Source organism: Streptomyces sp. NPDC018029 (assembly GCF_044327655.1).
Classification (GTDB): domain Bacteria; phylum Actinomycetota; class Actinomycetes; order Streptomycetales; family Streptomycetaceae; genus Streptomyces.
This window is the reverse complement of sequence record NZ_JBIRFV010000008.1, coordinates 163,494-189,848: the sequence shown is the minus strand read 5'-3', so window position 1 is coordinate 189,848 and position 26,355 is coordinate 163,494. Positions and strand designations below refer to the sequence as shown.

At 71.2% G+C, this 26,355-nt stretch carries 22 protein-coding genes and 1 pseudogene; 14 read left to right on the top strand and 9 right to left on the bottom strand.

Going from position 1 to position 26,355, the window contains the following annotated elements; all coding sequences use genetic code 11:
- Positions 1-34: 34 nt before the first annotated feature.
- A complete protein-coding gene (locus ACH4D5_RS24765; RefSeq protein ID WP_398306492.1) occupies positions 35-571 on the bottom strand; it encodes a hypothetical protein in 537 nt (178 codons plus the stop codon).
- Between the two features lie 313 nt (positions 572-884).
- Between ACH4D5_RS24765 and ACH4D5_RS24760 the strand changes: the two genes are divergently transcribed.
- Entirely contained in the window at positions 885-1,952 is a 1,068-nt protein-coding gene (locus tag ACH4D5_RS24760) for a hypothetical protein (protein WP_398306490.1), read from the top strand.
- A 24-nt stretch (positions 1,953-1,976) separates the two neighbouring features.
- Here ACH4D5_RS24760 and ACH4D5_RS24755 read toward each other — a convergent pair whose 3' ends face one another.
- On the bottom strand, positions 1,977-2,510 hold the full coding sequence (locus ACH4D5_RS24755) for a DinB family protein (protein ID WP_398306488.1): 534 nt from the start codon (positions 2,508-2,510) through the stop codon (positions 1,977-1,979).
- 109 nt (positions 2,511-2,619) lie between these two features.
- Here ACH4D5_RS24755 and ACH4D5_RS24750 point away from each other — a divergent pair, with 109 nt between their 5' ends.
- The 8 genes from ACH4D5_RS24750 to ACH4D5_RS24715 all read left to right on the top strand — a co-directional run bounded on the left by ACH4D5_RS24750 (position 2,620) and on the right by ACH4D5_RS24715 (position 11,026).
- Positions 2,620-3,861 (top strand): glycosyltransferase, encoded by a 1,242-nt coding sequence (locus tag ACH4D5_RS24750; RefSeq protein WP_398306486.1) that lies wholly within the window; start codon positions 2,620-2,622, stop codon positions 3,859-3,861.
- Positions 3,862-3,978: 117 nt separating this feature from the next.
- Positions 3,979-4,866, top strand: a complete 888-nt coding sequence (locus tag ACH4D5_RS24745; protein WP_398306484.1) for a helix-turn-helix domain-containing protein — start codon at positions 3,979-3,981, stop codon at positions 4,864-4,866.
- Between the two features lie 96 nt (positions 4,867-4,962).
- A complete protein-coding gene (locus ACH4D5_RS24740; protein ID WP_398306482.1) occupies positions 4,963-5,703 on the top strand; it encodes a TauD/TfdA family dioxygenase in 741 nt (246 codons plus the stop codon).
- Positions 5,704-5,736: 33 nt separating this feature from the next.
- On the top strand, positions 5,737-7,041 hold the full coding sequence (locus ACH4D5_RS24735; protein WP_398306480.1) for a KamA family radical SAM protein: 1,305 nt from the start codon (positions 5,737-5,739) through the stop codon (positions 7,039-7,041).
- A complete protein-coding gene (locus ACH4D5_RS24730; RefSeq protein ID WP_398306479.1) occupies positions 7,035-8,090 on the top strand; it encodes an EamA family transporter in 1,056 nt (351 codons plus the stop codon). Before ACH4D5_RS24735 ends, ACH4D5_RS24730 begins: the two co-directional genes overlap by 7 nt.
- The gene (locus ACH4D5_RS24725; RefSeq protein ID WP_398306477.1) at positions 8,012-9,016 is read left to right on the top strand and encodes a diiron oxygenase; all 1,005 of its coding nucleotides are present in this window, start codon (positions 8,012-8,014) and stop codon (positions 9,014-9,016) included. The genes ACH4D5_RS24730 and ACH4D5_RS24725 overlap by 79 nt, the downstream gene beginning before the upstream one ends.
- Before the next feature lie 16 nt (positions 9,017-9,032).
- On the top strand, positions 9,033-10,121 hold the full coding sequence (locus ACH4D5_RS24720) for an Ldh family oxidoreductase (RefSeq protein ID WP_398306476.1): 1,089 nt from the start codon (positions 9,033-9,035) through the stop codon (positions 10,119-10,121).
- Positions 10,118-11,026, top strand: a complete 909-nt coding sequence (locus ACH4D5_RS24715) for a branched-chain amino acid transaminase (RefSeq protein ID WP_398306474.1) — start codon at positions 10,118-10,120, stop codon at positions 11,024-11,026. Before ACH4D5_RS24720 ends, ACH4D5_RS24715 begins: the two co-directional genes overlap by 4 nt.
- A 7-nt stretch (positions 11,027-11,033) precedes the next feature.
- Here ACH4D5_RS24715 and ACH4D5_RS24710 read toward each other — a convergent pair whose 3' ends face one another.
- The gene (locus tag ACH4D5_RS24710) at positions 11,034-12,623 is read right to left on the bottom strand and encodes an MFS transporter (RefSeq protein WP_398306472.1); all 1,590 of its coding nucleotides are present in this window, start codon (positions 12,621-12,623) and stop codon (positions 11,034-11,036) included.
- Positions 12,620-13,456 (bottom strand): GntR family transcriptional regulator, encoded by an 837-nt coding sequence (locus tag ACH4D5_RS24705; protein ID WP_398306470.1) that lies wholly within the window; start codon positions 13,454-13,456, stop codon positions 12,620-12,622. Before ACH4D5_RS24705 ends, ACH4D5_RS24710 begins: the two co-directional genes overlap by 4 nt.
- 675 nt (positions 13,457-14,131) lie before the next feature.
- On the opposite strand from ACH4D5_RS24705, the gene ACH4D5_RS24700 reads away from it, so the two are divergent.
- Together ACH4D5_RS24700 and ACH4D5_RS24695 are read left to right on the top strand one after the other, a co-directional pair.
- Positions 14,132-15,454: an amidohydrolase family protein gene (locus tag ACH4D5_RS24700; RefSeq protein WP_398307072.1), complete on the top strand. Its 1,323-nt coding sequence runs from the start codon at positions 14,132-14,134 to the stop codon at positions 15,452-15,454.
- Between the two features lie 126 nt (positions 15,455-15,580).
- Positions 15,581-16,099: pseudogene (locus tag ACH4D5_RS24695) on the top strand (deaminase); the annotation flags it as partial.
- 12 nt (positions 16,100-16,111) lie between these two features.
- Here the strand turns inward: ACH4D5_RS24695 and ACH4D5_RS24690 are convergent.
- Complete coding sequence (locus tag ACH4D5_RS24690; RefSeq protein ID WP_398306468.1) at positions 16,112-17,197, bottom strand: DUF5937 family protein; 1,086 nt, start codon at positions 17,195-17,197, stop codon at positions 16,112-16,114.
- Positions 17,198-17,295: 98 nt separating this feature from the next.
- Here ACH4D5_RS24690 and ACH4D5_RS24685 point away from each other — a divergent pair, with 98 nt between their 5' ends.
- Positions 17,296-18,513: an MFS transporter gene (locus ACH4D5_RS24685; RefSeq protein ID WP_398306466.1), complete on the top strand. Its 1,218-nt coding sequence runs from the start codon at positions 17,296-17,298 to the stop codon at positions 18,511-18,513.
- A 35-nt stretch (positions 18,514-18,548) separates the two neighbouring features.
- Here the strand turns inward: ACH4D5_RS24685 and ACH4D5_RS24680 are convergent, their stop codons facing one another.
- The gene (locus ACH4D5_RS24680; protein WP_398306464.1) at positions 18,549-19,349 is read right to left on the bottom strand and encodes a VOC family protein; all 801 of its coding nucleotides are present in this window, start codon (positions 19,347-19,349) and stop codon (positions 18,549-18,551) included.
- 556 nt (positions 19,350-19,905) lie between these two features.
- Here ACH4D5_RS24680 and ACH4D5_RS24675 point away from each other — a divergent pair.
- Positions 19,906-21,804 (top strand): ATP-binding cassette domain-containing protein, encoded by a 1,899-nt coding sequence (locus tag ACH4D5_RS24675; RefSeq protein WP_398306462.1) that lies wholly within the window; start codon positions 19,906-19,908, stop codon positions 21,802-21,804.
- A gap of 55 nt (positions 21,805-21,859) precedes the next feature.
- Here the strand turns inward: ACH4D5_RS24675 and ACH4D5_RS24670 are convergent, their stop codons facing one another.
- Positions 21,860-22,735 (bottom strand): alpha/beta fold hydrolase, encoded by an 876-nt coding sequence (locus ACH4D5_RS24670; protein WP_398307070.1) that lies wholly within the window; start codon positions 22,733-22,735, stop codon positions 21,860-21,862.
- A gap of 125 nt (positions 22,736-22,860) precedes the next feature.
- On the bottom strand, positions 22,861-23,805 hold the full coding sequence (locus tag ACH4D5_RS24665) for an alpha/beta fold hydrolase (RefSeq protein WP_398306460.1): 945 nt from the start codon (positions 23,803-23,805) through the stop codon (positions 22,861-22,863).
- Between the two features lie 89 nt (positions 23,806-23,894).
- On the opposite strand from ACH4D5_RS24665, the gene ACH4D5_RS24660 reads away from it, so the two are divergent.
- Positions 23,895-24,485 carry a TetR/AcrR family transcriptional regulator gene (locus ACH4D5_RS24660; protein ID WP_398306458.1) on the top strand — a complete coding sequence of 197 codons (591 nt, stop codon included), beginning with the start codon at positions 23,895-23,897 and terminating at the stop codon, positions 24,483-24,485.
- 22 nt (positions 24,486-24,507) lie between these two features.
- Here the strand turns inward: ACH4D5_RS24660 and ACH4D5_RS24655 are convergent, their stop codons facing one another.
- Positions 24,508-25,968 (bottom strand): hypothetical protein, encoded by a 1,461-nt coding sequence (locus tag ACH4D5_RS24655; protein WP_398306456.1) that lies wholly within the window; start codon positions 25,966-25,968, stop codon positions 24,508-24,510.
- Between the last annotated feature and the right edge of the window lie 387 nt (positions 25,969-26,355).

The window sequence follows — 26,355 nt, the reverse complement described above, 5'->3', positions numbered from 1 at the left end:
TCCCGGGAGGTACCTCCCCGCGTCAGTCCTCGCGTCAGTCCTCCTCCGCGCTGGAGAGGGCCTCGGTGATCATGCGGGTGGCGAAGTCCGGGTCGTCGGCGATGCGGTTGATGTGCTCCGCGAGAAGGAAGGCGGTGGCCTCCAGGGGAGTCATCTCCTCGTCGGTCCAGTCCCCGTACTGTCCGCGCCACAGGTTGGGGCTCAGGCCGAGGCCCGCGGCGGTGACCAGACCGGCCATGATGGGGATGACCTCCGTGGGGCAGCTCTTGGGCATCATCCGCATCGTGGCCACGAGGTTGGGCACCACGTACTCGATGACGTCCTTCTCGTGCTGCTCGTGCACCTTCCGCAGCCAGCTCATGTACATGTAGATGAGCGTGCACGTGCCGTCCAGCACGTCGTTGGCCCCGTCGGGGCCCAGCGACTGCGCGAACTGGCGGATCAGCAGCTGCTGTTGGGCGTCGGTCTCGGTCTTTCCGTCGTGGATTCCCTTGAGGCGGGAGTCGATCATCATGAGCGCCACGCCGACCTCGCCGACGGGTGCGTGCTGGGGGTCGCAGGGCGATGGCACAGGATGTCTCCGGCATGCAGACGAGGGTCGTGAAGGTGAGTCTGTTGCCTGACCCCGGCCCGGGGAAAGCGTTCGCGGCAGCGTCACGCTTTCGGGACGCCCCACTCGACCGCCTGACCCCGAGGGGATGAACTGTTCGAGCGAAGGCGCCGCGTTCGCGGTCGATGGCCTGCCGAACCAGGCCATCGGGGGCCCGGCTCCACCTCACCGAGGGCACCGTCACATTCCATCTGGTCTGCGTCTGGACCCGGCCCAAGAGGTGGGCAGGAGCGAAAGCTAACGTGGCACCCCGTTAGGAACGTCATCTTCCGCTATGACCACGGGGAACTACATGCTCACGCACAGCACGAACCGCGCCGCCCTCCTCATGGCCGCGGGCACGACCGTGCTCGCCCTCACTGCCAGTGCCTGCTCGTCCGGCACCGGGGACGACGGCGGGAAGGCGACCGCCGACCGCGCCGCCAAGGGCGTGGTCACCCCCACCGAGGCGAAGAAGATCGTCGACCACTACGTGAAGGTCAACAACCGGGCCAACGCGAAGCGCGACAGCGGCACCCTCTCCACCGTCGAGGCCGGCGGGCTCTTCGAGACGAGCGCGAACATCTACAAGCAGGACGAGCTGCAGTCCGCGAAGGACAGGGCCGAGCGCCGCAAGCCCTTCGACTACGTGAACCGCGAGTACGTCATCCCGGCCGCGAAGAGCGGCGTCTCCTGGTTCGCGCTGCGTGCCGACACCAAGGATCACAACGGCACATCGGCGAAGACGAGCCGCGCCACCGTCATCTTCGACAAGGAGGCGGGCGGCGGCGACTGGAAGGCCGTGTGGAGCGGCTGGACCGACAAGAAGGACCCCAAGACGCCGGCGCTCTCCAAGGACTCCGACGGCTTCGCGGTGCCGGTCACCGACACCGCGAAGAGGCAGGGCGTCCTCGCCCCGGACCAGATGGACGACGCACTGGTGGCGCTCTACTCGGGTGACGAGAAGCTGGGCGCGAAGGTCGGCGCGAGCGAGACCTCGAAGTGGATGACCCAGTTCCCGCTGGAGCAGAACAAAATGCTCAGCCCCAACGGCAAGTCCGAGTTCAAGGCGGGCAAGACGGACCACAAGAAGGTCTACGCGCTGCGGACGGAGAAGGGCGGCACGCTGACCTTCTTCAACGCGGACGTCCAGGAGTACATGCACACCACGAACCCGGCGGCGCGTATCACCCCGTCCCCGCAGATCGCCTTCCTCGCCGGCAGCAAGAAGTCCGAGATGATGTTCCTCGTGGACTACCTGCACCAGGGCGCGGCGTACATCCCCGCCAAGGGCAAGGTCTCCATGGTCACGGACAGCTGGGACATGACCGAGGCGAAGGGCCCGCGACGCGGGCTTCTCTGAGACTGCGACACCGTGCCGGGTTCCTCACTCGCCGGTCTCGCCGTCGATGAGCTCGCGTGCGATGTCGAGGTGACCGATGTGGCGGGCGTATTCCTGGAGCAGATGGAACAGGATCCGCCCGAGCGAGGGCGCTTGGTCGGGTGTTTTGAAGCGGCCCCCGAGGTGCGCCCTGTCGTTCAATGCGGCGGCCGTCGCGAGGGAGTTCGCGGCGGCCACTTCCGCTTGGTAGACGGTCATGACCTGTGCGGTCGAGGTGTCGGCGGCGACCGTCCACTCCTCGGTGTCTCCGCCGGGTGGATAGGCGACGATGTCTTCGGCGGCGAAGCCCCAGCGCATCCATCGGCGTTCGACCCAGCCGAGGTGCTGGACCAGGCCGAGCGGTGACCAGCCGAGCGGTTCGACCGGCGTGCGGAGCTGGTCGTCGGAGAGCCCGGCGAGCTTGCGCATCAAGGCTTTGCGGTACCACTCCAGATAGCCGAGGAGCAGTTCGTGGGCGTCGGAGACGTCGACGGCCGGGCCGTCGAGGAGCGCGGGAACGTTTTCCGGTTGCTGCTGCATCTCGCGAACGTAACCCGGAAGCGGAACCGTAGGAGCCGTCCGGGACGCGCCGGCCAACGCCTGAGGCCGGGAAAGGCGCCCCCGCCCCGCGCACTGACATAGTGACGCCATGCGCGTACTGATCGTGACGGCGGGGAGCTGGGGCGATGTCGCTCCCTACACCGGGTTGGGGGTGCGGCTGAGTGCTGCGGGGCATGAGGTGGCCGTCGCCACGCATGAGCGGTTTCGGGTGGCGGTGACCGCTCATGGGCTCGGGTTCCGGGCGCTGCCCGTGGACCCGAGGGCGGAGTTGGCCTCGGCGGGCGGGCAGGGGCTGGCCAGGGCGGTCAGCGCGCCCGTGGCGCTCGCGCGCCTGATGCGGATGGCGACGGCGTTCATGCCGGCGCTTGCGGCGGGCGTGCGCGACGCCGTGCGGCAGGGCGCCGACGTGCTGCTGAGCTCCACGGTCACCGACCCGATGTGCGCGGTGCTGGGGGAGGCGCTGCGGCTGCCGAGTCTGGGTGTCTATCTGCAGCCGGTGCAGCCCACGGCGGCCTTCGCGGCACCGGTCGTCGGGGCCCGCTCGTTCGGCTCGTACGGGAACCGCCTGAGCGCCCATGTCCTGTGGGCGGCCACGGATCGGATGTTCGCTCCGGCCGTCGGTGAGCTGCGGCGCGAACTGGGGCTGCCACCGGGCAGGTTCGCAGGCCCCCGGGGCCTGCCCCGCGGGCGCGGCGTCCTGCACGGCTTCAGCCCACGGGTCGTCCCGCGCCCGGGGGACTGGCCCGAAGGGCACCGGGTCTGCGGGTACTGGTGGCCCGAGACCCTGCCCGGCTGGCAGCCCGAGCCGCGGCTCGTGGACTTCCTCTCCTCGGGCCCGCCCCCGGTCTTCGCCGGCTTCGGCAGCTTCGTCGCCGAGGACGCCGAGAGGCTGAGCACCCTGGTCGCAGAGGCGATGCGCCGGGCGAAGGTGCGCGGTGTCCTCCAGGCGGGCTGGAGCGGTCTGCACGCCGAGAACGACGACCTGATCACGGTGGAGGAAGTACCGCACACCTGGCTGTTCCCCCGGACCGCCGCCGTCGTCCACCACGCCGGTGCGGGCACCACGGCGGCAGGCCTGCGCGCCGGCGTTCCCGCCGTGCCCGTCCCGGTGCAGCTGGACCAGCACTTCTGGGCCGCCCGTCTCCATGGCCTCGGCGTGTCCCCACGGCCGCTGCGCTACCAGCGCCTGACCGCAGAGCGCCTGTCGGACGCGATCACCGCCGCGGTCCGCGACTCCGCCCTGCGTGGCCGCGCCCGTCTCCTCGCGGAAGGCATCGCTGAGGAGGACGGCGCGCGGCAGGTCCTCGACGCGGTCGACCGGCTCGGATGAGGTGGGTTCCCCACCCGCGGGTTCCTCCAGAGCTGCCCCGTGCCCGGCGGGGCGCGGGCCGGATTCTGGCGTGAACCAATGGCGAGAGGCGGGGACACACCCGCCCACAATGGCGAGGTGGTGAGGCACGAGCGCGATCCGGCCGGAACCTGGGAGGTGGCGACCGCCCTGCCCGCCGCCCGGCTGCGCTCCCTCGTCGTGCGCTACCGCGGATTCAGTTTCGACCTGTCCGCGCCCCGGCGCCGGCTCGAACTCCCCGACTGCATGGCGACGTTGGTCATCCTCTTCGGGCAGAAGCTGCGCGTGCACGACGTCACGCGGGAGGAGCCCGCCGCGGCCTGTTCGTTCACCTCCCTGGTGTCGGGGCCGCAGTCGCGTGCCCGGCTCGGTGAGCACGACGGCAGGCTGCGCGGCGTGGAGATCGTCATCGCCCCCTGGGCGGCGTACACCTTCTTCGGCACCCCGATGGACCAGCTCGCCAACTCGCTGACCGAGCCCGCCGATCTGCTCGGCACCCGGTTCCACGCACTCGACGACCGGCTGGACAGCTGCCCCGACTGGCCCGGGCGCTTCGCGCTGCTGGACACGGTGCTGACCCACTGGCTGGAGGGCGCGCCGGCCGTCTCTGCACGCGTCCTGTGGGCATGGAACCGGCTCTCCGAGACGTCCGGAGGCGTGCCCGTCCATCTGCTCGCCCGCGAATGCGGCTGGAGCGAGAGGCACTTGGAGCGGTGCTTCGAGCACCAGATCGGGTTGCTGCCGAAAACTGCCTCCCGCATCCTGCGGATGCGCGGCGCCCTCCGGTTGGTGACCGACGGGCTTCCCGGCGCCATCGCCGCCTCCCTCTCCGGCTACTCCGACCAGTCCCACCTGAGCCGGGAGTTCAAATCCATGACGGGCTGGACCATGTCGCGCTTCCTGCGAGCACGCGCCACCGGCCGCACAGGGCCCCCGGACGTGGACCGGGTCGAGGGACAGCCGACCAGCCTGGTACTGCCCGATTGAGCCACCCTGGGGGAGAGGTCGGTTTTCTTCAATACGGCCGCGGTGCCCCTTGCGAGGCTGCTTGGAGAAGAGAAGCAGCGTATAGGGGGGCGCGGCATGCCGGTGCCATGCGAGTCGAGCGTACGATCCGCACTCGAGTCGAGCGTACGGTCCGCACTCGACGCCGACGGCTATGCCGTCGTGGCCCTGCCGGGAGGCCAGCGGGATGCGATCGAACTGCTCCAGGACATCGGCCGCTTCATCCCCCAGTACACCGGCACCGTGGAGCACGAGGTCGTCTACCGTCCGGGCAATGACGGCCGCGCCTACTCCCAGAGCCGCAACACCATCCGCGCCCACACCGAAGCACCGGGCCTGGACCCGAGCCCGCGTCATCTGGCCCTGTACTGCCACCAGCAGGCCCGCTGCGGGGGCGGCCACACCGATCTGCTCGACCTCAGAGTCCTGGAGAAGCTCCTCGGCCCGGCCGAGCACGCGCTGCTGACCGGACCGCGCCTCGTCTTCCCCGGCCCGGCGAGCGACAGCGATCCCGTCCTCGCCCCCATGCTCTACGACGACGACCACGGCCGTCCCGTCCTGCGGTTCAGTTTCAACCTGCTGACGGCGGCGGACTACGACGCCTCCCTGGACTCGGCACCGCCGCCGGAAGACCTTCCGCTCGGCCGGGCCGGGGCCGACCTGGCCCACCGGGTGAGCGAGCTGTTCGACAAGTACCGCACCCAGGTGCTCATCCCCGACGGCTCGCTGCTCATCTGGGACAACCAGCGGATGCTGCACGCCCGTTCACAGTACGAGGACACGGGCCGCCACCTCACCAGGTACTGGATCGCCGCCTGAGCGCGCCTCCCAGCAGAAGGGCCCGACCCTCAGATGACCATCGCCGAACAGGCCGCCTCCGCGACGCGCACGGTGTCAGGACGCAGGCTGGCCATGCTCGTCCGCGACCGGTGCAAGGACGCCCAGCAGGCTCACGACGTGGAAGTGGTCGGCCACGTGCTGCCGTTCAAGGTCAGCGCTCATGTCATCGACACGCTGATCGACTGGGAGAACGTTCCCGACGATCCGCTGTACCGGCTGGTCTTCCCCCACCGCGACATGCTCGACCCGCGGGACTTCCGGGCCGTCGAGCGCGCGCTGGGCGACCCCGCCGCGCTGCGGGACACCGTGGCCGCCGTCCGCCGCCGTCTCAACCCGCACCCCGGTGAGCAGCTCACCCGCAACATCCCGGTCAGCGGAGTGCAGCACAAGTACGCACAGACCGCGCTGGTCTTCCCCCGGCATGGGCAGACCTGCCACGCGTACTGCGCCTACTGCTTCCGCTGGGCCCAGTTCGTCGGCAGGCCGGAGCTGCGCATCGCGGACGACGACCCGCGGAAGGTCATCGCGTATCTGCGGGACCATCCCGAGATCAGCGACGTGCTGTTCACCGGCGGCGACCCGCTGGTCATGCGCACCGAGCTCCTGGAACCGTACGTCGACGCCGTCCTGAGCCCCGGCCTGGAGCACATCACCACCATCCGCATCGGCACCAAGGCGCTCTCCTTCCATCCCGCCCGCCTGGTCACGGGACCGGACGCGAGCAGCCTGCTCCGCCTGCTCGAACGCGTGGTGCGGGCCGGCCGCCACCTCGCGGTCATGGTGCACGTGTCGCATCCGCGGGAGCTGGAACCCGACCTGACCCGGCTCGCCGTCGCCGCCCTGCACGGAGTGGGCGCCCAACTCCGCTCCCAGGCACCCGTCGTACGCCACGTCAACGACGACCCGGCGGTGTGGGCGGACGCGTGGCGCGCGCAGCTCCTGCTCGGGATCCACCCGTACTACCTGTTCGTGGAGCGCGACACCGGCGCGCGACGCTACTTCGGCCTGCCGCTCCAGCGCGCGTACGAGATCCACCGCGACGCCGTGCGCCGCATGTCCGGACTCGGCCGTACCGCCCGCGGGCCGGTGATGTCGACGACCGAGGGAAAGGTGACCGTGGACGGCGTGACCGAACTGCCGGGCGGGCGGGCCTTCGCGCTGCGCTTTCTGCAGGCCCGGATACCGGACCTGGTGGGCCGGCCGTTCCACGCGCGGTGGGACCCGGCCGCCCAGTGGTGGTCCGAACTGGTCCCGTTCGGCGGGCCCGACCGGCTCTTCTTCCCGCAGTCCGCCGCCGTACAGGGACGACCGTGCTGAACGCCGCACGCCCGACCGGCGCGGCCGCCGGGGCCGCTCTCGCCGCACTGTCGGCCTGCGCCTTCGGGACGGTCGGCCCCGCCACCAAGGTCCTGGCGTCGGCGGGACTCTCGGCGCCCGAGATCGCCCAGGCCCGGCTGACCGTCGCGGCCGTGCTGCTCCTCGCGTACGCGGCCGTCACCCGGCCACGGCAGCTGCTCGCGACCCGACAGGAGTGGGCCGTCATCGCCGTCCTCGGGCTCTTCTCCTTCGCCGCGCTGCAGACACTGTGCGGCGTCGCGGTCGCCCGGATCCCGGTCGGTGTCTTCGTCGTGCTGCAGTTCCTGTCACCGGTGATCGTCGTCGTCTGGTCGCGCTGCGTGCGGCGCATCGCGCAGCCGCGCCTGGTCTGGGCGGGCACGGCCGTCGTGCTGACCGGTCTGCTGCTGGTCGGCGAGGTGTGGGCACGGCTGCGGCTCGACCTGATCGGGGTGCTTGCCGCCCTGGGCACGGCGGCGGCCCTGTCCGTACGCTTCCTGCTCGCGGGCCGGGCCCTGCGCCACCGAGATCCGGTCGCCGTGGCCGCGCTGGGCATCGCCGTCGGCGCGGTCGCACTGAACGTCCTTTCCCCGCCGACCGGCTTCCCCTACGCGGCCCTGGCCGACCCCGTCGACTACGGAGCGGTCTCCGCACCCGTATGGGCGGTGGTCGTCTGGGCGGGCGTCGTGGCGACGCTCATCGCCTACCTCAGCGGAATCGCGGCCCAGCAGTTCCTGGCGCCGTCCACAGCGAGCCTGTTCGCGACCCTGGAGGTCGTGGCCGGGGCGGGAGCGGCGTTCCTCCTCCTCGGCGAGACCCTGTCGGCCGTGCAGTGCGGGGGAGTAGCCACGGTCCTCGCCGGAGTGCTGCTCGCCCAGCGGTCCATGCGTACGCGACTGCCGGGACCGGCCGCGCCCCCTGATGCCACGACAGCACGAGAGGAACATGAAGGATGGACGAGCGGTTCATCAGCAACCCCGAGGAAGACGAGCTCGGCAGCGCCCTGTTCGGCGCCGTCGACAACCCCGTGATCCACCGCCTCGCGGCCAACTGGCGGCGCAGGGCCACCGTCAAGCGGGACGACCCCGAACTGCTCGACCTGTTCGACCTCTCGCTGCCGGACTATCCGGAGGACATCGTCCCGTTCGCCGACCACCCCGTCTATCTCGGCCTGCCCCCGGAGCAGCGGGGCGCCATCCTCACCTGGGCGATGATCGCCCTCAACCGGAACACGGAGTACTCCGAGACCCATGTGGTGAACCCGGCCTTCGGACTGATCCTGCGCGGTGAGTTCCCCGGTCTGTGGGGCGAGGCGTTGGAGGTCTCGCTGATGCAGGCCATGGTGGACGAGCAGTACCACATCCTCATGCACCGCATGGCCAGCGACGTCACCCGGGCCAAACGCGGCAGCCACTTCCGCGCGAAGGAATTGCCGCTGCCGTACGTCTCCGAGACGCACCGCGCGCTGAGCGGGCAGGCGTCGGAGCGGTGGCAGCGCAGTCTGTACACGCTGGCGTTCGCCATCACCACCGAGCTGTCCATCGGCGCCTATCTCGAACTCGTCGCCAAGGCGTCGGGCGTCCAGCCGATGATCGTGGGACTCTCCCGGCTGCACCGGCACGACGAGGTCTGCCACGGCTCCATCAGCGGCGAACTGCTCAAGGTGCTCTACCCCCAACTGGGCCGCGAGCAGCAGCGGTTCCTGGTCCGTGCGCTCTGCCAGGCGCTGGAGGCGTACTCCGCGAACGACTACCGGGCCTGGGAAGCGATCATGCGGCTCGTCGGGGTGGCGGACGGGACCCGGATGCTCCAGGACTGCAAGGCAGCCGGACGCACCGCGCTGCTGCGCGACTACAGCGGGCTGCACCGGGTCCTCACCGAACTGGAGGTCATCGACGAGGTCGACTTCGACTGGTCGAGCGTCAAGGTGACCGGCGACCTGCCCTACGTGCTGTGAGGAGGGCCCTCATCCCATGAAGTCCGAGGAGACAGTAGGGACGTACCGCATCGATGCCGGCACGGCCCGCAGGATCGTGGTCGCCGCCCTGGCCGCACACGGCGTCGACGACGAGGCCCGCACTGTCGTCGCCGACGCGCTCGTGGAGACCTCGGCGCGCGGCATCAGCACCCACGGGCTACGGCTGCTGCCCCGCTACCTCGACGACATCGAACGGGGCATCGCCAACGCCACGCCGAAGATCCGCACCATCAGGGAGACCGGCCCGACAGCACTCATCGACGCCGACGCCGCACTGGGCGTGGTCGCCGGGACCGCGGGGGTGAGGGAGGCGGTGCTTCGCGCGGCCGAGCACGGGGTCGCCGCCGTCGTGGTGCGCAACTCCAACCACTTCGGGGCCGCTTCGGTCTACAGCCGTGCCATGGCCAGGGCCGGGATGGTCGGTTGGGCCATGACGTCCGCTTCGTCGCGGGTGGCCCCCTACAACGGTCGGGGCCCGCTGTTCGGCACGAATCCGGTCAGCGTCGCGGCAGGCGAGGGCGACACCGAGTTCGCCCTCGACATGGCCACCAGTGAGGTGTGTCTGGGGGAGATACGGGAACGGGGGCGCCGCGGTATGCCCCTCGACCCGGGCTGGGCCACGGACGCGGACGGGCACGGCACCCGCGACGTGGCCGAGGTGGCGGCCCTGTCCCCGCTCGGCGCCGGACACAAGGGCCAAGGCCTGGGCATGATGGTGACCCTGATGACCGCGGTCCTCGCCGACGCTCCGCTGGACTGGGAGCTCGCCCACATGGAGCAGGCGACACCCGGCAAAGGACGCGAGGTGGCGCACTTCCTGCTGTGCCTGGATCCGGCCGCTTTCGGCGGGCGGGGCGCCTTCGACGGGCGGCTGCGCGACCTCGTACACACCACGCGCGGGGCACCGGCCGCGGGCTCCGAGCCGGTCCTGTGCCCCGGAGACCCGGAGCGCGACCAGGAGGCCGGCGCCTCCCGGGACGGCATCCCGCTGGACCCGGACACGGCACGAGCTCTGTACGCGCTGGCACAGCGGCACCACATCGCAGCCCCCGCGCCTCCGGGCGCCCGCAGGAGGACACCGTGACCGCACTGTCCCCGGCCGAATTCATCTGGATGGACGGCCGACTCGTCCCCTGGGACGACGCACAGGTCCATGTGCTGACCCAGTCCCTGCACTACGGATGGGCGGTCTACGAAGGCATCAGGGCACACGAGACCGCGGCCGGCCAAGCCGTGTTCCGGCTCCGCGACCACATCGCGAGACTCCGGCGCTCGGCCCGCGTCTACCTGATGGACATCCCGTACACCGACGACGAACTGATCGCCGCCACCACGGAACTGATCGGAGCGGGCGGCCCCGGACCACGCTATGTCCGCCCCCTCGTCTACCTGGGGTACGGCAGCATGGGGGTCGCCCTCGACCTGTCCGCGGTGCGAGTGACCATCGCCGCTTGGGCGTGGGAGGAGCAACCCACCCGTAACTGGCGGCTCATGACGAGCAGTTGGCGGCGCAACCACCAGGACACCATTCCTCCGCTGGCCAAGGCCACGGGCGCGTACCTCAACTCCTCGCTCGCCAAGATCGCGGCGGTCAGGGCAGGTTACGACGACGCCCTGCTGCTGACCGCGTCCGGGCACATCTCGGAGAGCTCCGCCGCCAACGTCTTCCTCGTCAGCTCCGGCGTACTGCACACCCCTCCCGTGGAGCAGGGCATACTCCCCGGCATCACCCGCTCCACCGTGCTCGAACTGGCCGACGTGGCAGGCATCCCCACCGTGGAACGCCCCCTGTCACACGCCGAGGCGTACACCGCGGACGAGATCTTCCTGACCGGTACCGCCATCGGCATCGTGCCGGTCGAGTCGGTCGACGACCGCCGCACCACCACGGAGGGCTGCGGTCCGGTCACGGAGGCGCTGCGCGACGCCTACCGGGAGGCGGTCGGCGGGAAATCGCCGGCAGCCGCCGACTGGCTCACCGAGGTGTGAGTGCCCGTCACCCTTCCTGCCCATCCGCCACCCGGGGCTTGCGGCGCGGGTACCAGACGAGCACCAGCGCACCGACCGCCACCACGAGCGCGGCCAGCACGCGCATCGCGGTGTCCAGGGAGGTGGTGAAGTCCGTGACGACGGCGTTGCGCAGGCCGGGCGAGGTCAACCCCTCGGCGGCCAGGCGGTGTTCGGCGGCCGGGACGGTCGTCGGCGCGCCGGGCCCGCGCAGCGGCGCCGGGAGGCCCGCGGTGAACACCCCGGTCACCACGCTGCCGCTGACCGCCACGCCCAGCGCGCTGCCCAACTCCCGCGCCAGGCTCTGCAGTCCGGAGCCGACCCCGGCACGGTGCGCCGGCAGCGCGGACATCATGCCGTACGACAGCAGCGGCGTCGCCAGGCCGCACCCGGCCGCGGTGAGCGTCGCCCCGAGCGCGTACAGGGAGTACGGAGTGCTCGGGCCGACCAGCGAGACCGTGGCCAGACCGGCGGCCAGCACCACCAGCCCGAATCCCAGCGTCACCCGTGGACCGGTGCGCCGCTCCAGGGCCGCCGCGCAGCGCGGCGCGAGCAACAGGGCACCGGCCATCGGCAGCAGCCGCACTCCTGCGCCGAGCGGCGAGTAACCCTTGGCGTACTGCAGATACTGCCCGTTGACGAAGAACAGGCCGAACATCCCGAAGAACACCAGCGCCATGCCGGCCGCCCCCGCCCGCACCACCGGCACGGTGAACAGCCGGGGGTCCAGCATCGGATGCTCTCGGCGCAGGTCCCAGCCGGCCCAGGCCGCCAGCAGCACCGCCGCGGCTCCGAAGCCGCCCAGCACCCGCGGGCTGCCCCAACCGGCTTGCGGACCGGACACGATGCCCCACAGCAGGGCGAGGAACCCGGCCGTCAGCAGCACCGCGGACACCACCGACACCGGCCGGTCGTGCCGCGGCGGCGCCGGTGAGAACGCCACAACCAGGACAAGTGCCGCCAACGACAACGGCACCACACACCAGAACAGCGCCCGCCACGAACCGAGTTGCAGCGCCGCGCCGCCGCCGACGTTGCCGAGCACAGCCGCCAGCCCCGTCATCGACGCCCACACCGCCACCAGCCGAGGCCGACGGTGGGCCGGCGCGCCGCCCACCATCAGGGCCAGCGTCGTCGGCAGCACCGCGGCGGCGCCCACCCCGCTGACCACCCGCCCCGCGATCACCGTGCCGATGCCCGGCGCCACGGCACACAACACGCAGCCGGCGGTGAACAGACCCATGCCCGCGGCCAGCACCCGCTTGCGGCCGAGCCGGTCGGCGAGCGCACCGCCCGGAATGAGCAGGCAGGCGAAGAACACCACATAGCCGTCGACCACCCACATCACCGACTCGGCCGACGGGCGCAGGGCGCTGCGCGAGAGCGCGGGGATGGCGAGGTTGACCGCGGAGACCATGCCCACCACCAAGGTGACGCACAGACACATCACGGCGACGGTCAGGGGGCCGGGGCCTGTCGTGTCCCGGTCGGTGTCCCTGTGCGCACCTTTGCTCGCGTCCCGGTCGACGCCTCGGCCCGTGTCCTGGTCCGCACGCGCGGGCGGGGACTCGGGGTTCACCGTTCACCTCCCGTCCGTGACGGGTCGTCGTTGTCCCGAGGGGTAGGGGCGATGTGCGGCTCCGGTACGGCGCGGACGAGTTCGGCGCGGAACGCGAGCCGGTCGCCACGGATACGCAGGAACTCCAGGTCCACCGGGCGCCCGTCGGGCAGCCTGGTCAGCCGTTCCACGGTGAACAGCGCCGAGCCCGCCGGGATGTCCAGGAGCGCGCACGTGTGCGGGTCGCCGCCCACCGCGTGCACGGTGACGCTCGCCGAGCCGAGCCGGCCGCCGGTGGACTCCTCGATGAGTCCGAACAGGTCACGTCCGGCCAGGTCGGCGGTGAGCAGCGGCTCCCCGATGTCCGCGGCCAGGTAGGTCAGGTCGAGGGACAGCGGCACACCGTCCAGCAGCCGCAGCCGTTCGATGTAGACCACCCGGCCGCCGTCGGGGACATGCAGCTTGCGTGCGACCTCGCCGGGCGGGCGCACCAGGTCCGCCACCCGCACGTGATTGGTCACCTCACCGTGCGTGCCCAGCGTTTCGGCCAGGCCGGTCAGCCGCTCCAGGGTGTGCTCGTACGGCCGCCGTACGATCACCGTGCCCACGCCCTGGCGCCGCTCGACGACCCCTTCGTCGCGCAGTACGCCCAGTGCCTCGCGGACGGTGTTGCGCGACACCGCGAAGTCGGCGATCAGCAGCCGCTCGTCCGGCAGCAGGCCCGAGGTGAACGCCCCGGAGGCGATCTGGCGGCGCAGCACTTCCGCGACCTGCCGGGCCCGGTCCGCCCGGGTCCGCCGCCGACTCTCCGGTGCTGTCCGGGGCTCGGTGGACTGGGTGGGCGAGGCGTTCATGGGACCTCCGCTGCGCGTCGGGGCATGACCGAATCGGCACGGCGGTGTCGAGTCGGCGGCCGTGCCGCGGCGGCACCCGCCAAACCTAGGACGCGGAGGTTTCCTGCACGTTACGCCACCTGCTCTGACCTGCGACGACGCCCGTGACGTGCAGCGCGGCGGGGAGCGAGGACCTGTTGTGCCACCCAGCCGCCGCGGCGCCGCCGACTCGCCGGGTCGTTCCGCGTCGAGGCTCGAACCTCATCTTCCAGTTCCACGTGTCGAAACTCTTGTTCCGTCCTATGGACTCGCTTAAGGTCGGCGCCCCCGGCTGCCCGCATGCGGTCGGGCCTTTCCTGTGTGGACACGAAGGAGTGTGCGGTAGTGCAGCAGGCGTGGCGGGACGGGTCGTCGGGCGAGGGTGACGGGCAGGGGCAGGGGCAGGGGCAGGGCATCGGGCGACGGGACGCGGGCACGGAAGGGGAGGGGCAGCCGGAGGTGGGCTGCGAAGGCGGTGCGACACGCGGCGTGGGACGGCGCAGCTTCGTCGTCGGCGCCGGGCTCGTCGGGACCGGCGGCCTGCTCGGCGCCGCCGGGGCGGGACCGGCGGCCGCCGCCGACCGCGACGGCCATGGCGCCTCCGGAACGCAGGACGGTCACGGCACCTTCGGCCCCGCGGACCTCCGAGGCAAGCGACTGCTGCTCGTACCGGACGTAGTGCTGTTGCCGGAAGGGCCGGTCAAGGACCGCGCGGTGCTCGTCCAGGACGGCACCTTCAAGGCCGTCGGACCGGTCCGCAAGCTCACCGACGCGCACCGCGACGCCCATACCGTACGGCTGAAGGGCCACCTGCTCATGCCGGGCTTCGTGGACGCCCACCACCACCTGACGCAGAGCTTCGGCAAGGCCCAGGCGTTCGGGCAGCCGTCCGAGATCTTCAAGACGGTCTGGGAGCCGCTGGAACGCGCCCTGGACGAAGAGACCGCCCACCTCTCGGCGAAGCTCGCGGCGTTGGAGGCGCTGCGCGGCGGATTCACCACCGCCGCCGACGCGGGCACCCGCGCGCCCGTCGACGTGGGCGTCATCGCCGAGGCCGCAGAGGAGGCCGGGCTGCGCTGCGTGCTGTCGAAGGTCGTCTCCGGAGGAAAGGGCGGCAAGGAACACCTGGAGCGCTTCCAGAGCTCCCGGCTGATCCACCCCTCGCTGGCGATACCCGTCCCCGAGGACGCCACCACGGAGGTGCTGAAGCAGACCGCCGACCTGTGCGCGGACGCCGACGCGGTCCTCCAGATCCACGTCAACGAACACCTGGCCGCCGTCGAACGCTCGCTCAAGAGCGTGGGCCGCCGCCCGGTGGCCCACCTGCACCACATCGGCGCCCTCAACGCGCACATCCTCGGCGCCCACGCCACCCTGCTCACCCCCGACGAGATGCGCATGCTCGCCGACACCGGCGCCGCCGTCAGTTACAACCCGGTCGCCAGCGCCTGGAAGGGAAACGCGGTCGCGCACGCCCTGATGTGGCGGGCCATGGGCATCCGCTTCGGCACCGGCACCGACGGCACCCGCGGCGGCGGCTTCCGGCTGGTCGACGCCGCGGAGAGCGCCCAGCGCCTGGCCTACGGCCTGCAGTCCGGCGACTCCTCGTGCGGCGCGGGCCGCACGTGGCTCACCCACGCCACCGCCCTGAGCGCCGACGCCGTCGGGCTCGGCAAGATCACGGGTGAGATCTCCGTCGGCAAGGCCGCCGACTTCTTGCTCGTCGACCTCCGAGTGCCCGAACTCACCCCGTCCTACGACCTGTCGTGGGAACTGGTCCGGCTGGCCGACCGCGACCAGATCACCGCGGTCGTCGTCGACGGCAAGCTGCGCCTGTGGCAGGGCTGGCCCACGGACTGGGACGGGCCCGCGCTGGTCCGCAAGGCCGCCGAGGTGGGACCGAGAGTCGTGGAGCGCGCCCGTATCAAGCGGGTGGACCCGGACCCGGACGGCACAGCACGCCACGCGCGGCGCCCCTGAGGCACCGCTTCCGGGCATCCTGAGGCACGGAGACAGGTTCCGGACTCCGGTGGCGTGGTACCCCTAGCGGTACGCCCACAAGGAGACGAGCATCCTGTGACCGAATCTCCCGAAGCCTGCGGACAGCCGGGGCCCGGTACCGAGCCGACCACCGCCGACCGGGCCTGGCTCGCCGTGGCCTGCCAACTCGCCACCGAGTGCCCGCCCTCGACCACGGCGTTCTCCGCCGGCGCGGTCATCGTCGCCGACGACGGCACCGAGCTCGCCCGCGCCCACTCCCGCCTGCACGACGCGCACGACCACGCCGAGGAAGGCGCTCTCGTCCAACTCGCCCCCGGCGACCCCCGGCTGTCCGGAGCCACGCTCTACAGCTCCCTCGAACCGTGCGCCGAGCGCGCCTCCCGGCCGCGGTCCTGCGCCCAGCTGATCCGCGAGGCGGGCATCCGCCGCGTGGTCGTCGGCTGGCGGGAACCCGACACATTCGCGCCCGACACATTCGGGGCCGGCACATCCGAGGCCGACACCTTCGCACCCCGCACGGACGGCACCGCAGACCTCGAGTCCGCGGGCACCACCTTCATCGAACTCGCCGAGTACGCGGACGCCGCCAAATCCCCGAACCAGCACCTGCTCCGGCCGGGTTGACCGGCCGGCCTCTCAGCGCAGCACCGCCGAGAGCAGGTCCGTGCCCAGCGCCGTCAGCGCGGGCAGGTCGAGGGCGTAGTGGATGTAGCGGCCGCGCCGCCGCGACGTCAGCAGGCCGGCGCGGCGCAGGACGGCGAGGTGGCGGGAGACCTCCGGGGCCGTCAGCTCCCAGGCGTGGGCCAGCTCACCGGTGGTGTGCGGGCCCCGGGCCAGGGTGCGCAGGAGGCGTAGCCGTACCGGATGGGCGAGCGCTTCCAGGCGTAGCCCGACCGTCTCCAGCGACACCGGCTCCGGCGGGTTCGGCTCGGCCACCGGGTACTGCACCACCGGCTGCCACCCGGGAGCGTGGACCACCACGAGGTGCGGGCGGCCGTAGACGCTGGGGATGAAGGTGACACCGGCGCCGCGGGCGGCGGTCGCCTTGTCCTGCAGCTTGTCCACGGTGATGCAGTCGCCGTCCGGCGCCAGCGCGACGGCTGCGGAGACCGATGCGAGTGCCGGCCCGATGCCCTGGTGCTTCAACAGGTCGTTCTTCAGGCGCAGGTCCGCGGCGAGCAGCGCGGCGACATCGGCCCAGGCCGCGTCGAAGAACGCCTCGGCGCACTGTTCGAGTGTGTGGCGCACCCTCGCCCGCACGGCGGCCGGGTCGGTGAGCAGCCGCTCCGCGAAGGCTTCCTGCCGCGCGCCGCGGGCCTGGGCGAGGTCCAGGGCCCGCTCGCGCGCGGCCGCGTCGGCGAGCGGGGAGGGCGCGGCGGAGTGGGCCCGGTTGCTGCCGCACGTGGTGACGAGCGCGGCGGTCACATAGGTCTCGTCGTCGATCCGGTCGACGTCGTCCAACTCCTCGGCGAGGGACTGCCGGGGGCGGGCGGGGAGCAGGAAGTCCGCCTGTGAGGAACGCCAGAGGAACTCCGCCTCCCGCAGGCGCTCGGACAGCTCCGACGGCAGCCCGGCCCGCACTTCCGCCGCCCAGCCCGCGAGCTGCGGATGGTGCCCGGGGGCGGCCAGCACATGCAGCATCGCGGTCAGTTCGGCCAGCGGGGAGGCGGCGAACCGCAGCCGGTCGGACGGCAGTCCGGTGATGTCGATGCGCAGCGTCATCCCCTCATCATCGCTGGTCGGACGGGCGGCGAAACCGTGGGTTGACGGTGTCCGTCAACTGACGTGCCCCACAGGGCGGCCGCACGAACGGTGGCTCCATGCCCACCACCACCAAGATCAGACCCCGCGCCCTCGTCCACGCCTCCGGCGGCCCTCGCTACGCCGCCGCCCTCGCCGTGGACGCCCTCGGCACCGGCCTCCTACGGCCTTTCCTGTTGTTGTACGGAGTGACCGTGCTGCACCTGTCGGCCCCGCTCACGGGCACCGCCATGACGGTGGGTGTCGTCGCGGGCCTCGTGTTCATGCCCGCGCTCGGCCGCTGGCTGGACCGGGGCGCGCGCAGCACGGCCGTGGCGGCGTCGATGCTGGTGCGGGTGGCGGGCACGGCGCTCCTGCTGGCCGCCCCGGCGGGAAACGTCTGGCTGTTCACGGCGGCGGCACTCGTCCTCGGCATCGGCAACCAGGCCTGGCCGGCCGCCCACGCCGCCCTGGTCGCGACGGTCTCCCAGGGCCGCGAACGCGACGCGGCGCTCGCGGCGGGCCGCGCCCTGCGCAACGCCGGCATGGGCGTCGGCGCGCTCATCGCCACCGCCTGCCTGGCGGGCGGCACCCCGGCGTTGCGGACGCTGGCGGCCGTCACGGGCGTCAGCTACCTCGTCGCGGGGGTCCTGACATGGTCGATACGTGTACGGGTAGAGACCGCTCCGGCCGCCGATCCCACCGTTGCTCCGGCTATGGGCCCGACCCCGGAGAAGGACGACGAGTCCGCACCCCGCATGCGTGCCCTGCTCGCCGCCAACGTGATCTACGTCTTCTGCCTCAACGTCCCCGAAATCGCGCTGCCGTTGATCCTCACGACCCAACTGCACGCGTCCCCGGTGTGGTCGGCGGGCATCTTCGTGGCCAACACGGTCCTGGTGGTCACCCTCCAGGTGCCGGTCACCGTCCTCCTGTCCCGCTACCCCCGGCGAATCGTGCTGGGTCTCGCCGGCGTGGTCCTCACCGTGTCGTACCTCGGCTTCCTCGGCGCGGCCTCGCTGGACCACGGCTGGGCCGTCCCCGCCATCGCCGCGGTGTCCGTGGTCTGCACTCTCGGCGAGATCATCTACGCCGGCAGCGCCACCGCGCTGGTCACCGCTGTCGCCCCGGCCCACGCCCTGGGGCGCACCCTCGCGCGTTTCGAACTCTCCACCGGCTTCGGCCTCGCCGTCTCCCCGGCGGCCCTCACCGCGCTGGCCCCGCACGGCCCCGCCGCCCTGTGGGGGAGCCTCGCCGCCGCGACGCTTCTCTCGGCCTGCGCGGTCGTCTCAGCGTGACTGTTTGCGGTCGTCTCACTCCGACTGTTCTCGAGTCACTGTGACTGGTTCGAGCGCACCACGAAGCGTGCCCCGTCGGGGTCGCACAGGATGGCCTCCGTCGCGCCCTCTTCCCCCTGGACGACACTGCCACCGTTGGCCAGCGCGGCCCGGGCACACGCCGCCACGTCGGCGACCGTGAAGTGGATCTGCCAGCGCGGCCGGATCGAGGGATCGGGCGCGGACTCCACCGCGCCCGAATGGATGCGGGCCACGACGTCGCCCTGGCTGCGCAGCACGACCTTCTCGTCCTCGTAGTCCACTTCGCAGCAGCCCGCGACCGTGGACGCCCAGCCGAGGACCTCCGCGTAGAAGATGGCCGCGTCGAAGGCGTTCCGGGTGTGGAGCTCCACGAAGACCGGAGCCGCGCGGCGCCATTCCTCCCAGTTGGCGACCAGCTCGCCCTCCCAGATGCCGAAGACCGCCCCGTCACGGTCGGCCAGCAGTGCCGCCCGCCCCGGAGGGAACGAGATGGGCCCCACGGCGGTCGTCCCGCCGCGCTCCTGGCTGCGGGCCACGGTCTCGTTCGCGTTGGACGCGGCGAAGAAGGGGGTCCATGCGACGGCCGTCTGCCCCATGGCCTCCACGACGGACACGCCGGCCACCGGCAGGTCGCCCACATGGGCGAACCGGTACTCGTCGCCCAGCTTGCCGGTGCGCCAGTCCCAGCCCAGTACGGCGTGGTAGAACCGCTCCGCGGACCGCAGGTCGCGCGTGGTCAGGTTGACCCAGCAGGGCGCGCCGAACACCGAGCTGCTGGCCACGTGCTCGGTCGTGGGCGTCTTGGAGCTGTTCATCTCTGTACCGTTCCGAGGTCGATGGACGGGCCTCCATCATCCCCACCGCCGGGCCCCGCGTCGCGCTATGGCACTGGTGTGACTTAACGCTGCCCCTGCCGCAGGGGCCGTGACCACGCCGCCGTACTCGGAAGAGTGAATCGAACGGACAGGTGGCGTAGGGGCGGCCCTCCAGCACTCGCTCCACCCGCCCGGCTTCGAACTCCCGCTCGACCAGTCGCCCGAGGCCGCCCGTGTCGGCCCTGTGATCAGCGGCGTTGTATCGGTGTTCGGTCCGTTTCCCACCACCGAGGAGATTCCGTGAATCCCGTCCGCATGCTGACCGCCCTGCGCCCCGTGTTCGAAAATCCTCCCGCCCAGGCCGTCGAGGCCACCGCCTTCCGGCGACCGGTCGACGTGCGTCGCGCCCTGTTCGCTTCGGCATCACGACCGTCATCGGGGTGGGGAGCATGACGTACGCGATCCCCACGCTCCTCCCCGGCGCGTGCCTCCAGGGCTACGACCGGGACCTCACCCCACAGAAGCGGTGCGACCGGCTGTCGGCGGAGGTGTCCGCATGACGACACCCCACGAGTCCGTGACCGTCCCCGCGGCCCGGAGCGGAGGTCCGCGACCGTCCGCGCCGCCGGAGCTCGACTACAACGGACGCAAGCACCGGGGCGCGATGGACGACGCCACCCTGTGGGACATGGCCCGCCGGATCCCCGCGGCACTGATGCAGACGGCCCGGCTCGCCTGGACGGTCGACCGCCGCATGACGGCGACCGTCGTCGGGTGCCAGCTGCTGTCCGGGATCGGCACAGGCGTGATGCTCGGCGCCGTGGCCAGGGCCCTGCCGCAGCTGATGGTCTCCGACCCCCGCGAGGGCCTCACGCGCGCGTGGCCCGCTCTCGCCGTCGCCGTCGTGGCGATGGCCACCGGCGCGGCGATGTGGATCCTCGCCGACTGGGCGACCCGGCGCCTGAACCCGAAGATCGCCTCGGCCGCGGACCTCACCCTGGTCGACCTGTACATGCGCGCCGAACTCGCCGCGTACGACGCGGAGGGCTTCGGCGACCGGAGCAAGGCGGCGGAGATCGGCGCCATGCGCGCCGTCGACCTCGCCGACGACGCCAAGACCCTCACCAACGGACTCGTCCAACTGGTGTCCGCGGCGACGGTGCTCACCTCCCTGCATCCGCTGCTGCTCGGAGTACTGCTGCTGTCCGTCGTCCCCCGAGGGCTGGGCGGAGTGATCGCCGCACGGGTCGACTACCGGGTCCACGACCGGACGGTCTCCGCCCGCAACGTGCGCGGGATGATGCGCTGGTGGCTCACCACGGCCGAGCTCGCCGACGAGTTGCGGGCCAACACGATGCGCGGCTATCTGCACTTCTGGTACCGGTCCATGTGCGACCGCGTGGAAGGCCGCGAGCTCGCGGGCGCCCGCCCCTACCTGCTGATCACCTTGCTGGCCGCGTCACTCGGCGGCCTGTTCACCCTCGGCATGTGGGCGTCCCTGGCCGCGCTCGTGCTCGCCGGCACCATGTCGACGGCGATCGCCGGAACCGCCGTCGTCGCCTCCCAGACCGCCGGGCGCGCCCTGAACTCGATCATCAGATACAGCACGGTGATGTTCCACCACGGCCTCTACCTCTCCGACTACTACGAGTTCATCGACGAGGTCCGCGCCATGACCACGGCCCGCGGCACCGCGCAGGCCGGGCCTCCGGAGCGGATCCGCCTGGAAGGCGCCTCGTACCGCTACCCGAGCAAGGACACCGCGGCCGTACGCCCGATCACTCTCACCTTGCGGCGTGGCGAGGTCGTCGCACTGGTCGGGGAGAACGGCGCGGGCAAGTCGACGCTGATCCGTATGCTCACCGGGCTGACCGTTCCCACCGACGGCAAGGTGCTGTGGGACGACACCGATCTGGCCACCGCCGACGCCGACTCGGTCTGGCGGCACGTGGGCCTGGTCCCGCAGAAGAACGGGCACTGGCCGCTCGCGGCCCGGGAGAACATCACTCTGGGCCAACCCCGTGAGCACGGCGACGACCGGATCTGGGACGTGGCGGAACGGGTCGGCATGACCCAGGCCCTCCGCGAACTGCCCGACCAACTCGACACGCTCCTCGCCCGCTCGGTGTGGGGCGGCCACGAACTGTCCGGCGGGCAGTGGCAACGGCTCGCGTGTGCGAGGGCGATGTACCGCGAACCCGCCGTGCTCGTCCTCGACGAGCCGACCAGCGAGATGGACGCCCGCGGCGAACACACGATCTTCCAGGAACTGCGGGCCACGGCCCCGGGCCGGATCACCGTGGTGGTCACGCACCGACTGGACAACGTACGGATGGCCGACCGCGTGATCGTCCTCGACCGGGGCGCCATCCGCGAACAAGGCACGTTCGACGAACTCGTCGCGACGAAGGGAAGCTTGCTGGGCGAGCTGTACGCGCTCGCCCAGGACCGCTGAACCCCCGACCCTCAACACACACCAACCCCCAACACACACCAACCCACAACCGCGGTTACTCAGGATCTGGGTCCGCCGCGAGGAAGTCGGTCAGCGCGGCGGCCAATGACATGGGGGCCTCTTCGGCGACGTGGTGCCCGGAGTCGATGCCGTGCCCGCGCACGTCATCGGCCCACCGGCTCCAGATCGCACGGGGATCCCCGTACAGATCCTCCAAGTCGTCCTGAAGCGACCAGAGGACCAGCGCGGGACAGGTGATGCGGGCACCGGCGGCACGATCGGCTTCCTCGTGCTGCCGGTCGATCGTGAGACCTGCGCGGTAGTCCTCGAGCATGGCTCGTACCACGTCGGGATTGCGTGTGGCCTGCCGCCACTCGGCGTAGTTCTCCTCTCCCATGGCCTTGGGATCACCGCGGTACCAGCTGTCGGGGTCGGCGGTGATGACCCGCTCGGGGATGTCCGGTTGCGCGAAGAAGAACCAGTGCCACCACTGGGTGGCGAACTCGGTGGTGATACGCGACAGATGTTCCGTCAGTGGCAGACAATCCGCGAACGCCACCCGGGAGACAACTTCGGGGTGGTCGAGCACGAGACGCAGAGCGACGCTGCCTCCACGATCATGACCGACGAGTGAGAACCGACGATGCCCGAGACGGCGCATCACGGCCACCACGTCCTCGGCGACCGCCCGCTTGGCATAGTCGGCGTGATCTGCCGTGAAGCGTGGCCCTCTGGAACGTCCGTATCCCCGCAGGTCCGGGCAGACCACCGTGTACCCGGCTTGCACGAGCAGTGGCGCGACCCGATGCCACGTAGCGGACGTGCGGGGATGCCCGTGCAGCAGCACCACGGCTGGGCCCTGCCCACCGAAGCGGACGAAGACGGAAGCATCACCGACGTCGAACTGCCCGGTCTCGAACCCTTCGAACATCCGGCCTCCCTGGAACGGCTGGAGCACCGCGCCCGTCGCGTGCGCGATGCTTCTGCCTCCCTTGCCCCGGCCGTCGGCGCTCATTCTTCTGGCGCTGGTCGCCGGACCGGCCGGCGCATTGCGCGCTACTCGCCACGCTCGTGATCGATGAACGCGGTCAGCGCCTCCACAGTCGCGTCGGGCTGCTCGTCGGGAATGAAGTGTCCGGCCTGTGGGATGAAGACGCCGGTCGTGTTCTCTGCCCACGGGCGGATGGAGGCGGCCATGTCGGGGATCGAGCCGTGGGAGCTGGAGATTCCCAGGACCGGAACGGTCAAGTGCCCTCGTTCGAGAGCGTCATGGTTCTTGCGCGCTGATTCCGCGGCCTCGCGGTAGTAGGCGAGAGACGCCGAAAGGCCTCCGTCGGCCGCGATGGCAGCGGCGTAATGGTCGATCTCGGCGTCGTCGAAGGTGTTCGGGGACAGGGCTTTGACCTTCAAGAACCAGCTGACGTAGTCACGCTCGCGGCCGGTGAGCAGGGTCTCGGGCAGTTCGGGCACCAGGTGGAAGGCGAAGTGCCAGGTCTTCCAAGCCCGTTCGGGGTCTGTTGGGATGGAGTCCGGGAGGGTGATTCCGGGAATGCCGGCGTCAAGCAGAGCGACACCATGCAGGCGCTCTTCGTACTTCAGGGCCAGCGAGAAGGCGACCCACGCTCCGATGTCGTGCGCGACGAGCCAGTACTTCGGCACGTCGAGCGCGGTCAGCGCTGCCTGGACACGTGAAGCGACGGTGTGCGTGTCGTAGCCCCCTTGAGGGCGGTCGGAGTGACCTTGTCCCGGCAGGTCGATCGCGATGACACGGAATCGCTCGGTGAGGCCTGGCATCACCTTTCGCCAAGCCCACCAGGTCTGCGGAAAACCGGCGAGCAGGACGACGGTTGGACCGTCCGGCCGCCCGCCTTCCACGGCGTGAAGTCGGATTCCTGCCGCGTCGACCCAGCGGTGAGTGAAACCCGCGAGGTCGTACAGCGGCAGTCCGGGGACCGGGTTCTGGTCGCAGGAGCGGTTCGGGCCTATGGCGTCGTCGGTCATGGCTTGAGCCTACTGCATCTTGAACTGGTTAGTTCAAGATAGGATGGGCAGGGCCGGAACGGCTGGTCCGAGAACGAGGTGCGTGCGTGATGGCCGGGAAGAAGCAGTTCGACGTGGGCGTCGCGCTCGATGCGGCGATGGTCCAGTTCTGGCGGGACGGGTACGCCGACACGTCTCTCGACGACCTCTCCAGGGCGACGGGACTGAACCGCAGTTCCATCTACTCCTCGCTCGGCGACAAGGATGCGCTCTACCTGCGCTGCCTGGACCGCTACGCCGCGCGGTACGGAAGCAGATACGACCAGGCGCTGGCGCGGGCGTCCGAGGAACCGCTCCAGGCGGTACGGGCGTTCTTCGAGGTCACCCTGCAGCGCATCGCCGACCCTGACGTACCTGATGGATGCCTGGTCGCCCAGACCGCGATGGCGGCACCGGCGCTCAGCCCCGTCATCGCCGCACGCGCGAGCGAGGCCCTAAGCCTTCAGCAGGCGCGGCTGCGGACCGCTTTGACCGCCGCGCAGTTGGCCGAAGGCGATGCCGACGACTTCGCGGTTCACCTGGCGGCGGTCAACCAGTCGCTGGCCGTGCTGAGCAGGATCAAGGCGAGCCAGAAGCAGCTCCGCACGGTCATCGACGTCAGCATGAGCGCGCTCTCGCACGCCTTGCATGCCCGGAGCTAGCCCCGAGGAGTTGGTCGCCGGGTCAGGGGGAGAGCAGCAGGGTGAGAACCAGCGCCAAGCAGTAGGCGGCGCTCGCCGGTCCGGTCGCTCGCGCGTACGGTCCGGGCGCGGGGGCGACCTCGGTCGGGCGGAGTGCGGGGTCGGCCGCCAGCGCGCGGATCCCGTCCACCGCGGCCCGTGCCCGTGACCGGCGGGGCAGCAGCTCCGCGAGCCAACGCGGGGGCAGGACGCCGTAGACGTCGACGTCACGGTCGATGGCGTAGCGGATGCGGAATCCGCGGTCTTCCGCGCTGATGCCACGGAACTTGTTCCACGGCACGTGATGGACCGTGAACGTGCCAGTGACCCGGAGACCGTCACAGTCAGCCACGACCTGCCAGTTCAGCAGGGTGACAACGGGCAGCGCCGATGCCGCCACGAGAAAGGCGAGGGCGCGGACGTGCCGGGGTTCGGCTTCGTGGAGTTGGAGGCCTACGGCTACGAGCGTCAGTACCGCCAGGTACCCCAGGACGAGCGCACGCGCCCCGGGCCCCGCCCTCCATCGGATCGGTGCCGCACCGGTCTGCCAGGTTTCGGCCGGCGGGTCAGCACGGTACTGGGGCCGTACCGGTTTCGTGGTGTGCCCGGATCCCCTTCCCGTGAGGAGAACCAGCTCGCCACCGGCATACGGAGCTCCGTACAGCACCACCTCGTGCAACGTGCCGTCCTTGGGGAGGCTGGTACGGCAGGAGAAGACGGGCGATGCGCCCGTGGTGTCGTCCGTCGCGAAGACGTCCGTACGTCGGTCGTCCGAACCGCCGCCGGCCCGCAGGAGGACCCGCAGTACGGGCACCGGTGACCTGCGCAGGGCTGCGATCCCGTGCCATCCCACTAGGCCCGATCCGCCCCAGTGCAGCCCCACCACGAGGGTGAGGACCGCGGCGAACCGCCAGTTCTCCGTGCTCAGCAGCCAGCCGCTGCCCGCGGCCGACAGCGCGAGAGCGAGCAGGGCGAATCCGAGGACAGGGACGCCGCAGCCGAGGTCCGATCCGCCGCGACCGGTGGTATCGACGTCCTTCGGCAACGGCAGCCGCACGGGGCCGGCCGCGTCGAGAGCGAGCGTCCGCTGCTTACGGGCGACCCAACAGCGGTGCAGACAGCCCACGAACGCGTATCCGGCCGCCAGGACGACGGCGGTTCGGGCCGCCGCCGGTGTCTGTGGCTGCAGCGTGACACCGAGGGCGATCAGCGGCAGAGCGGACGCTGCCAGATGCGGCAGGTGCCAGATCCAACGGAAGACGACCACACCTGCGAGAGCGAGGTGTGCGGTGATCCACCATCGGGGTTCACATGGCTCGACTCGGCCGCAGAGGTGGGCGTCCATGCGCGGGAAACCGGTCGCCGGGACGAGCGCGCAGACCAGGGCCAGGGCGGCGGGCAGGGGGTGGGACCACGCGGCAGGCCGGGCTTTCAGCCACTGGCCGGCGGCCGTCGAAGTCCACATGGCGACGCCTTGCGGCATTGGCTCCTGCGGCTGCGGCTGCGGAACGGGGCTCTCGATCACGCCCGATGGTCTTGGCACGGACATGGCTCGTCGCCGCCCGTCGCGCGACGGAAGAGTGAACACCACGGCACGGATCGGTGTCGGCCGCCGTTCCCTTCGCCTTGGTCGACTACCTCGGTTGATTGAGTTGGGCGACTGAGTTGGGCGACTGAAGCGTCAGAGGGCGCCGAGAAACTCCGCGCAGTGAATACACCGCGTCATCGCCCGACGTGAAGTGTTGCCTGCCGTGGCCTGGAGCGGGTTCCCTGCGCTGATGCGCGTCCAGACGGCTGTGCCGGCACCGGAGACCCAGCCCCACCTGCTTCGTCGAGAGGGCCGTCGGCGTAA

What these genes read in the sequence shown, in the direction of transcription:
- ACH4D5_RS24760 (WP_398306490.1), top strand. Translation starts at nt 885, where the DNA reads ATGACCACGGGGAACTACATGCTCACGCACAGCACGAACCGCGCCGCC.
- ACH4D5_RS24755 (WP_398306488.1), bottom strand. Translation starts at nt 2,510, where the DNA reads ATGCAGCAGCAACCGGAAAACGTTCCCGCGCTCCTCGACGGCCCGGCC.
- ACH4D5_RS24750 (WP_398306486.1), top strand. Translation starts at nt 2,620, where the DNA reads ATGCGCGTACTGATCGTGACGGCGGGGAGCTGGGGCGATGTCGCTCCC.
- ACH4D5_RS24740 (WP_398306482.1), top strand. Translation starts at nt 4,963, where the DNA reads ATGCCGGTGCCATGCGAGTCGAGCGTACGATCCGCACTCGAGTCGAGC.
- ACH4D5_RS24735 (WP_398306480.1), top strand. Translation starts at nt 5,737, where the DNA reads ATGACCATCGCCGAACAGGCCGCCTCCGCGACGCGCACGGTGTCAGGA.
- ACH4D5_RS24725 (WP_398306477.1), top strand. Translation starts at nt 8,012, where the DNA reads ATGGACGAGCGGTTCATCAGCAACCCCGAGGAAGACGAGCTCGGCAGC.
- ACH4D5_RS24720 (WP_398306476.1), top strand. Translation starts at nt 9,033, where the DNA reads ATGAAGTCCGAGGAGACAGTAGGGACGTACCGCATCGATGCCGGCACG.
- ACH4D5_RS24705 (WP_398306470.1), bottom strand. Translation starts at nt 13,456, where the DNA reads ATGAACGCCTCGCCCACCCAGTCCACCGAGCCCCGGACAGCACCGGAG.
- ACH4D5_RS24690 (WP_398306468.1), bottom strand. Translation starts at nt 17,197, where the DNA reads ATGACGCTGCGCATCGACATCACCGGACTGCCGTCCGACCGGCTGCGG.
- ACH4D5_RS24685 (WP_398306466.1), top strand. Translation starts at nt 17,296, where the DNA reads ATGCCCACCACCACCAAGATCAGACCCCGCGCCCTCGTCCACGCCTCC.
- ACH4D5_RS24680 (WP_398306464.1), bottom strand. Translation starts at nt 19,349, where the DNA reads ATGAACAGCTCCAAGACGCCCACGACCGAGCACGTGGCCAGCAGCTCG.
- ACH4D5_RS24675 (WP_398306462.1), top strand. Translation starts at nt 19,906, where the DNA reads ATGACGACACCCCACGAGTCCGTGACCGTCCCCGCGGCCCGGAGCGGA.
- ACH4D5_RS24670 (WP_398307070.1), bottom strand. Translation starts at nt 22,735, where the DNA reads ATGTTCGAAGGGTTCGAGACCGGGCAGTTCGACGTCGGTGATGCTTCC.
- ACH4D5_RS24665 (WP_398306460.1), bottom strand. Translation starts at nt 23,805, where the DNA reads ATGACCGACGACGCCATAGGCCCGAACCGCTCCTGCGACCAGAACCCG.
- ACH4D5_RS24660 (WP_398306458.1), top strand. Translation starts at nt 23,895, where the DNA reads ATGGCCGGGAAGAAGCAGTTCGACGTGGGCGTCGCGCTCGATGCGGCG.
- ACH4D5_RS24655 (WP_398306456.1), bottom strand. Translation starts at nt 25,968, where the DNA reads ATGTGGACTTCGACGGCCGCCGGCCAGTGGCTGAAAGCCCGGCCTGCC.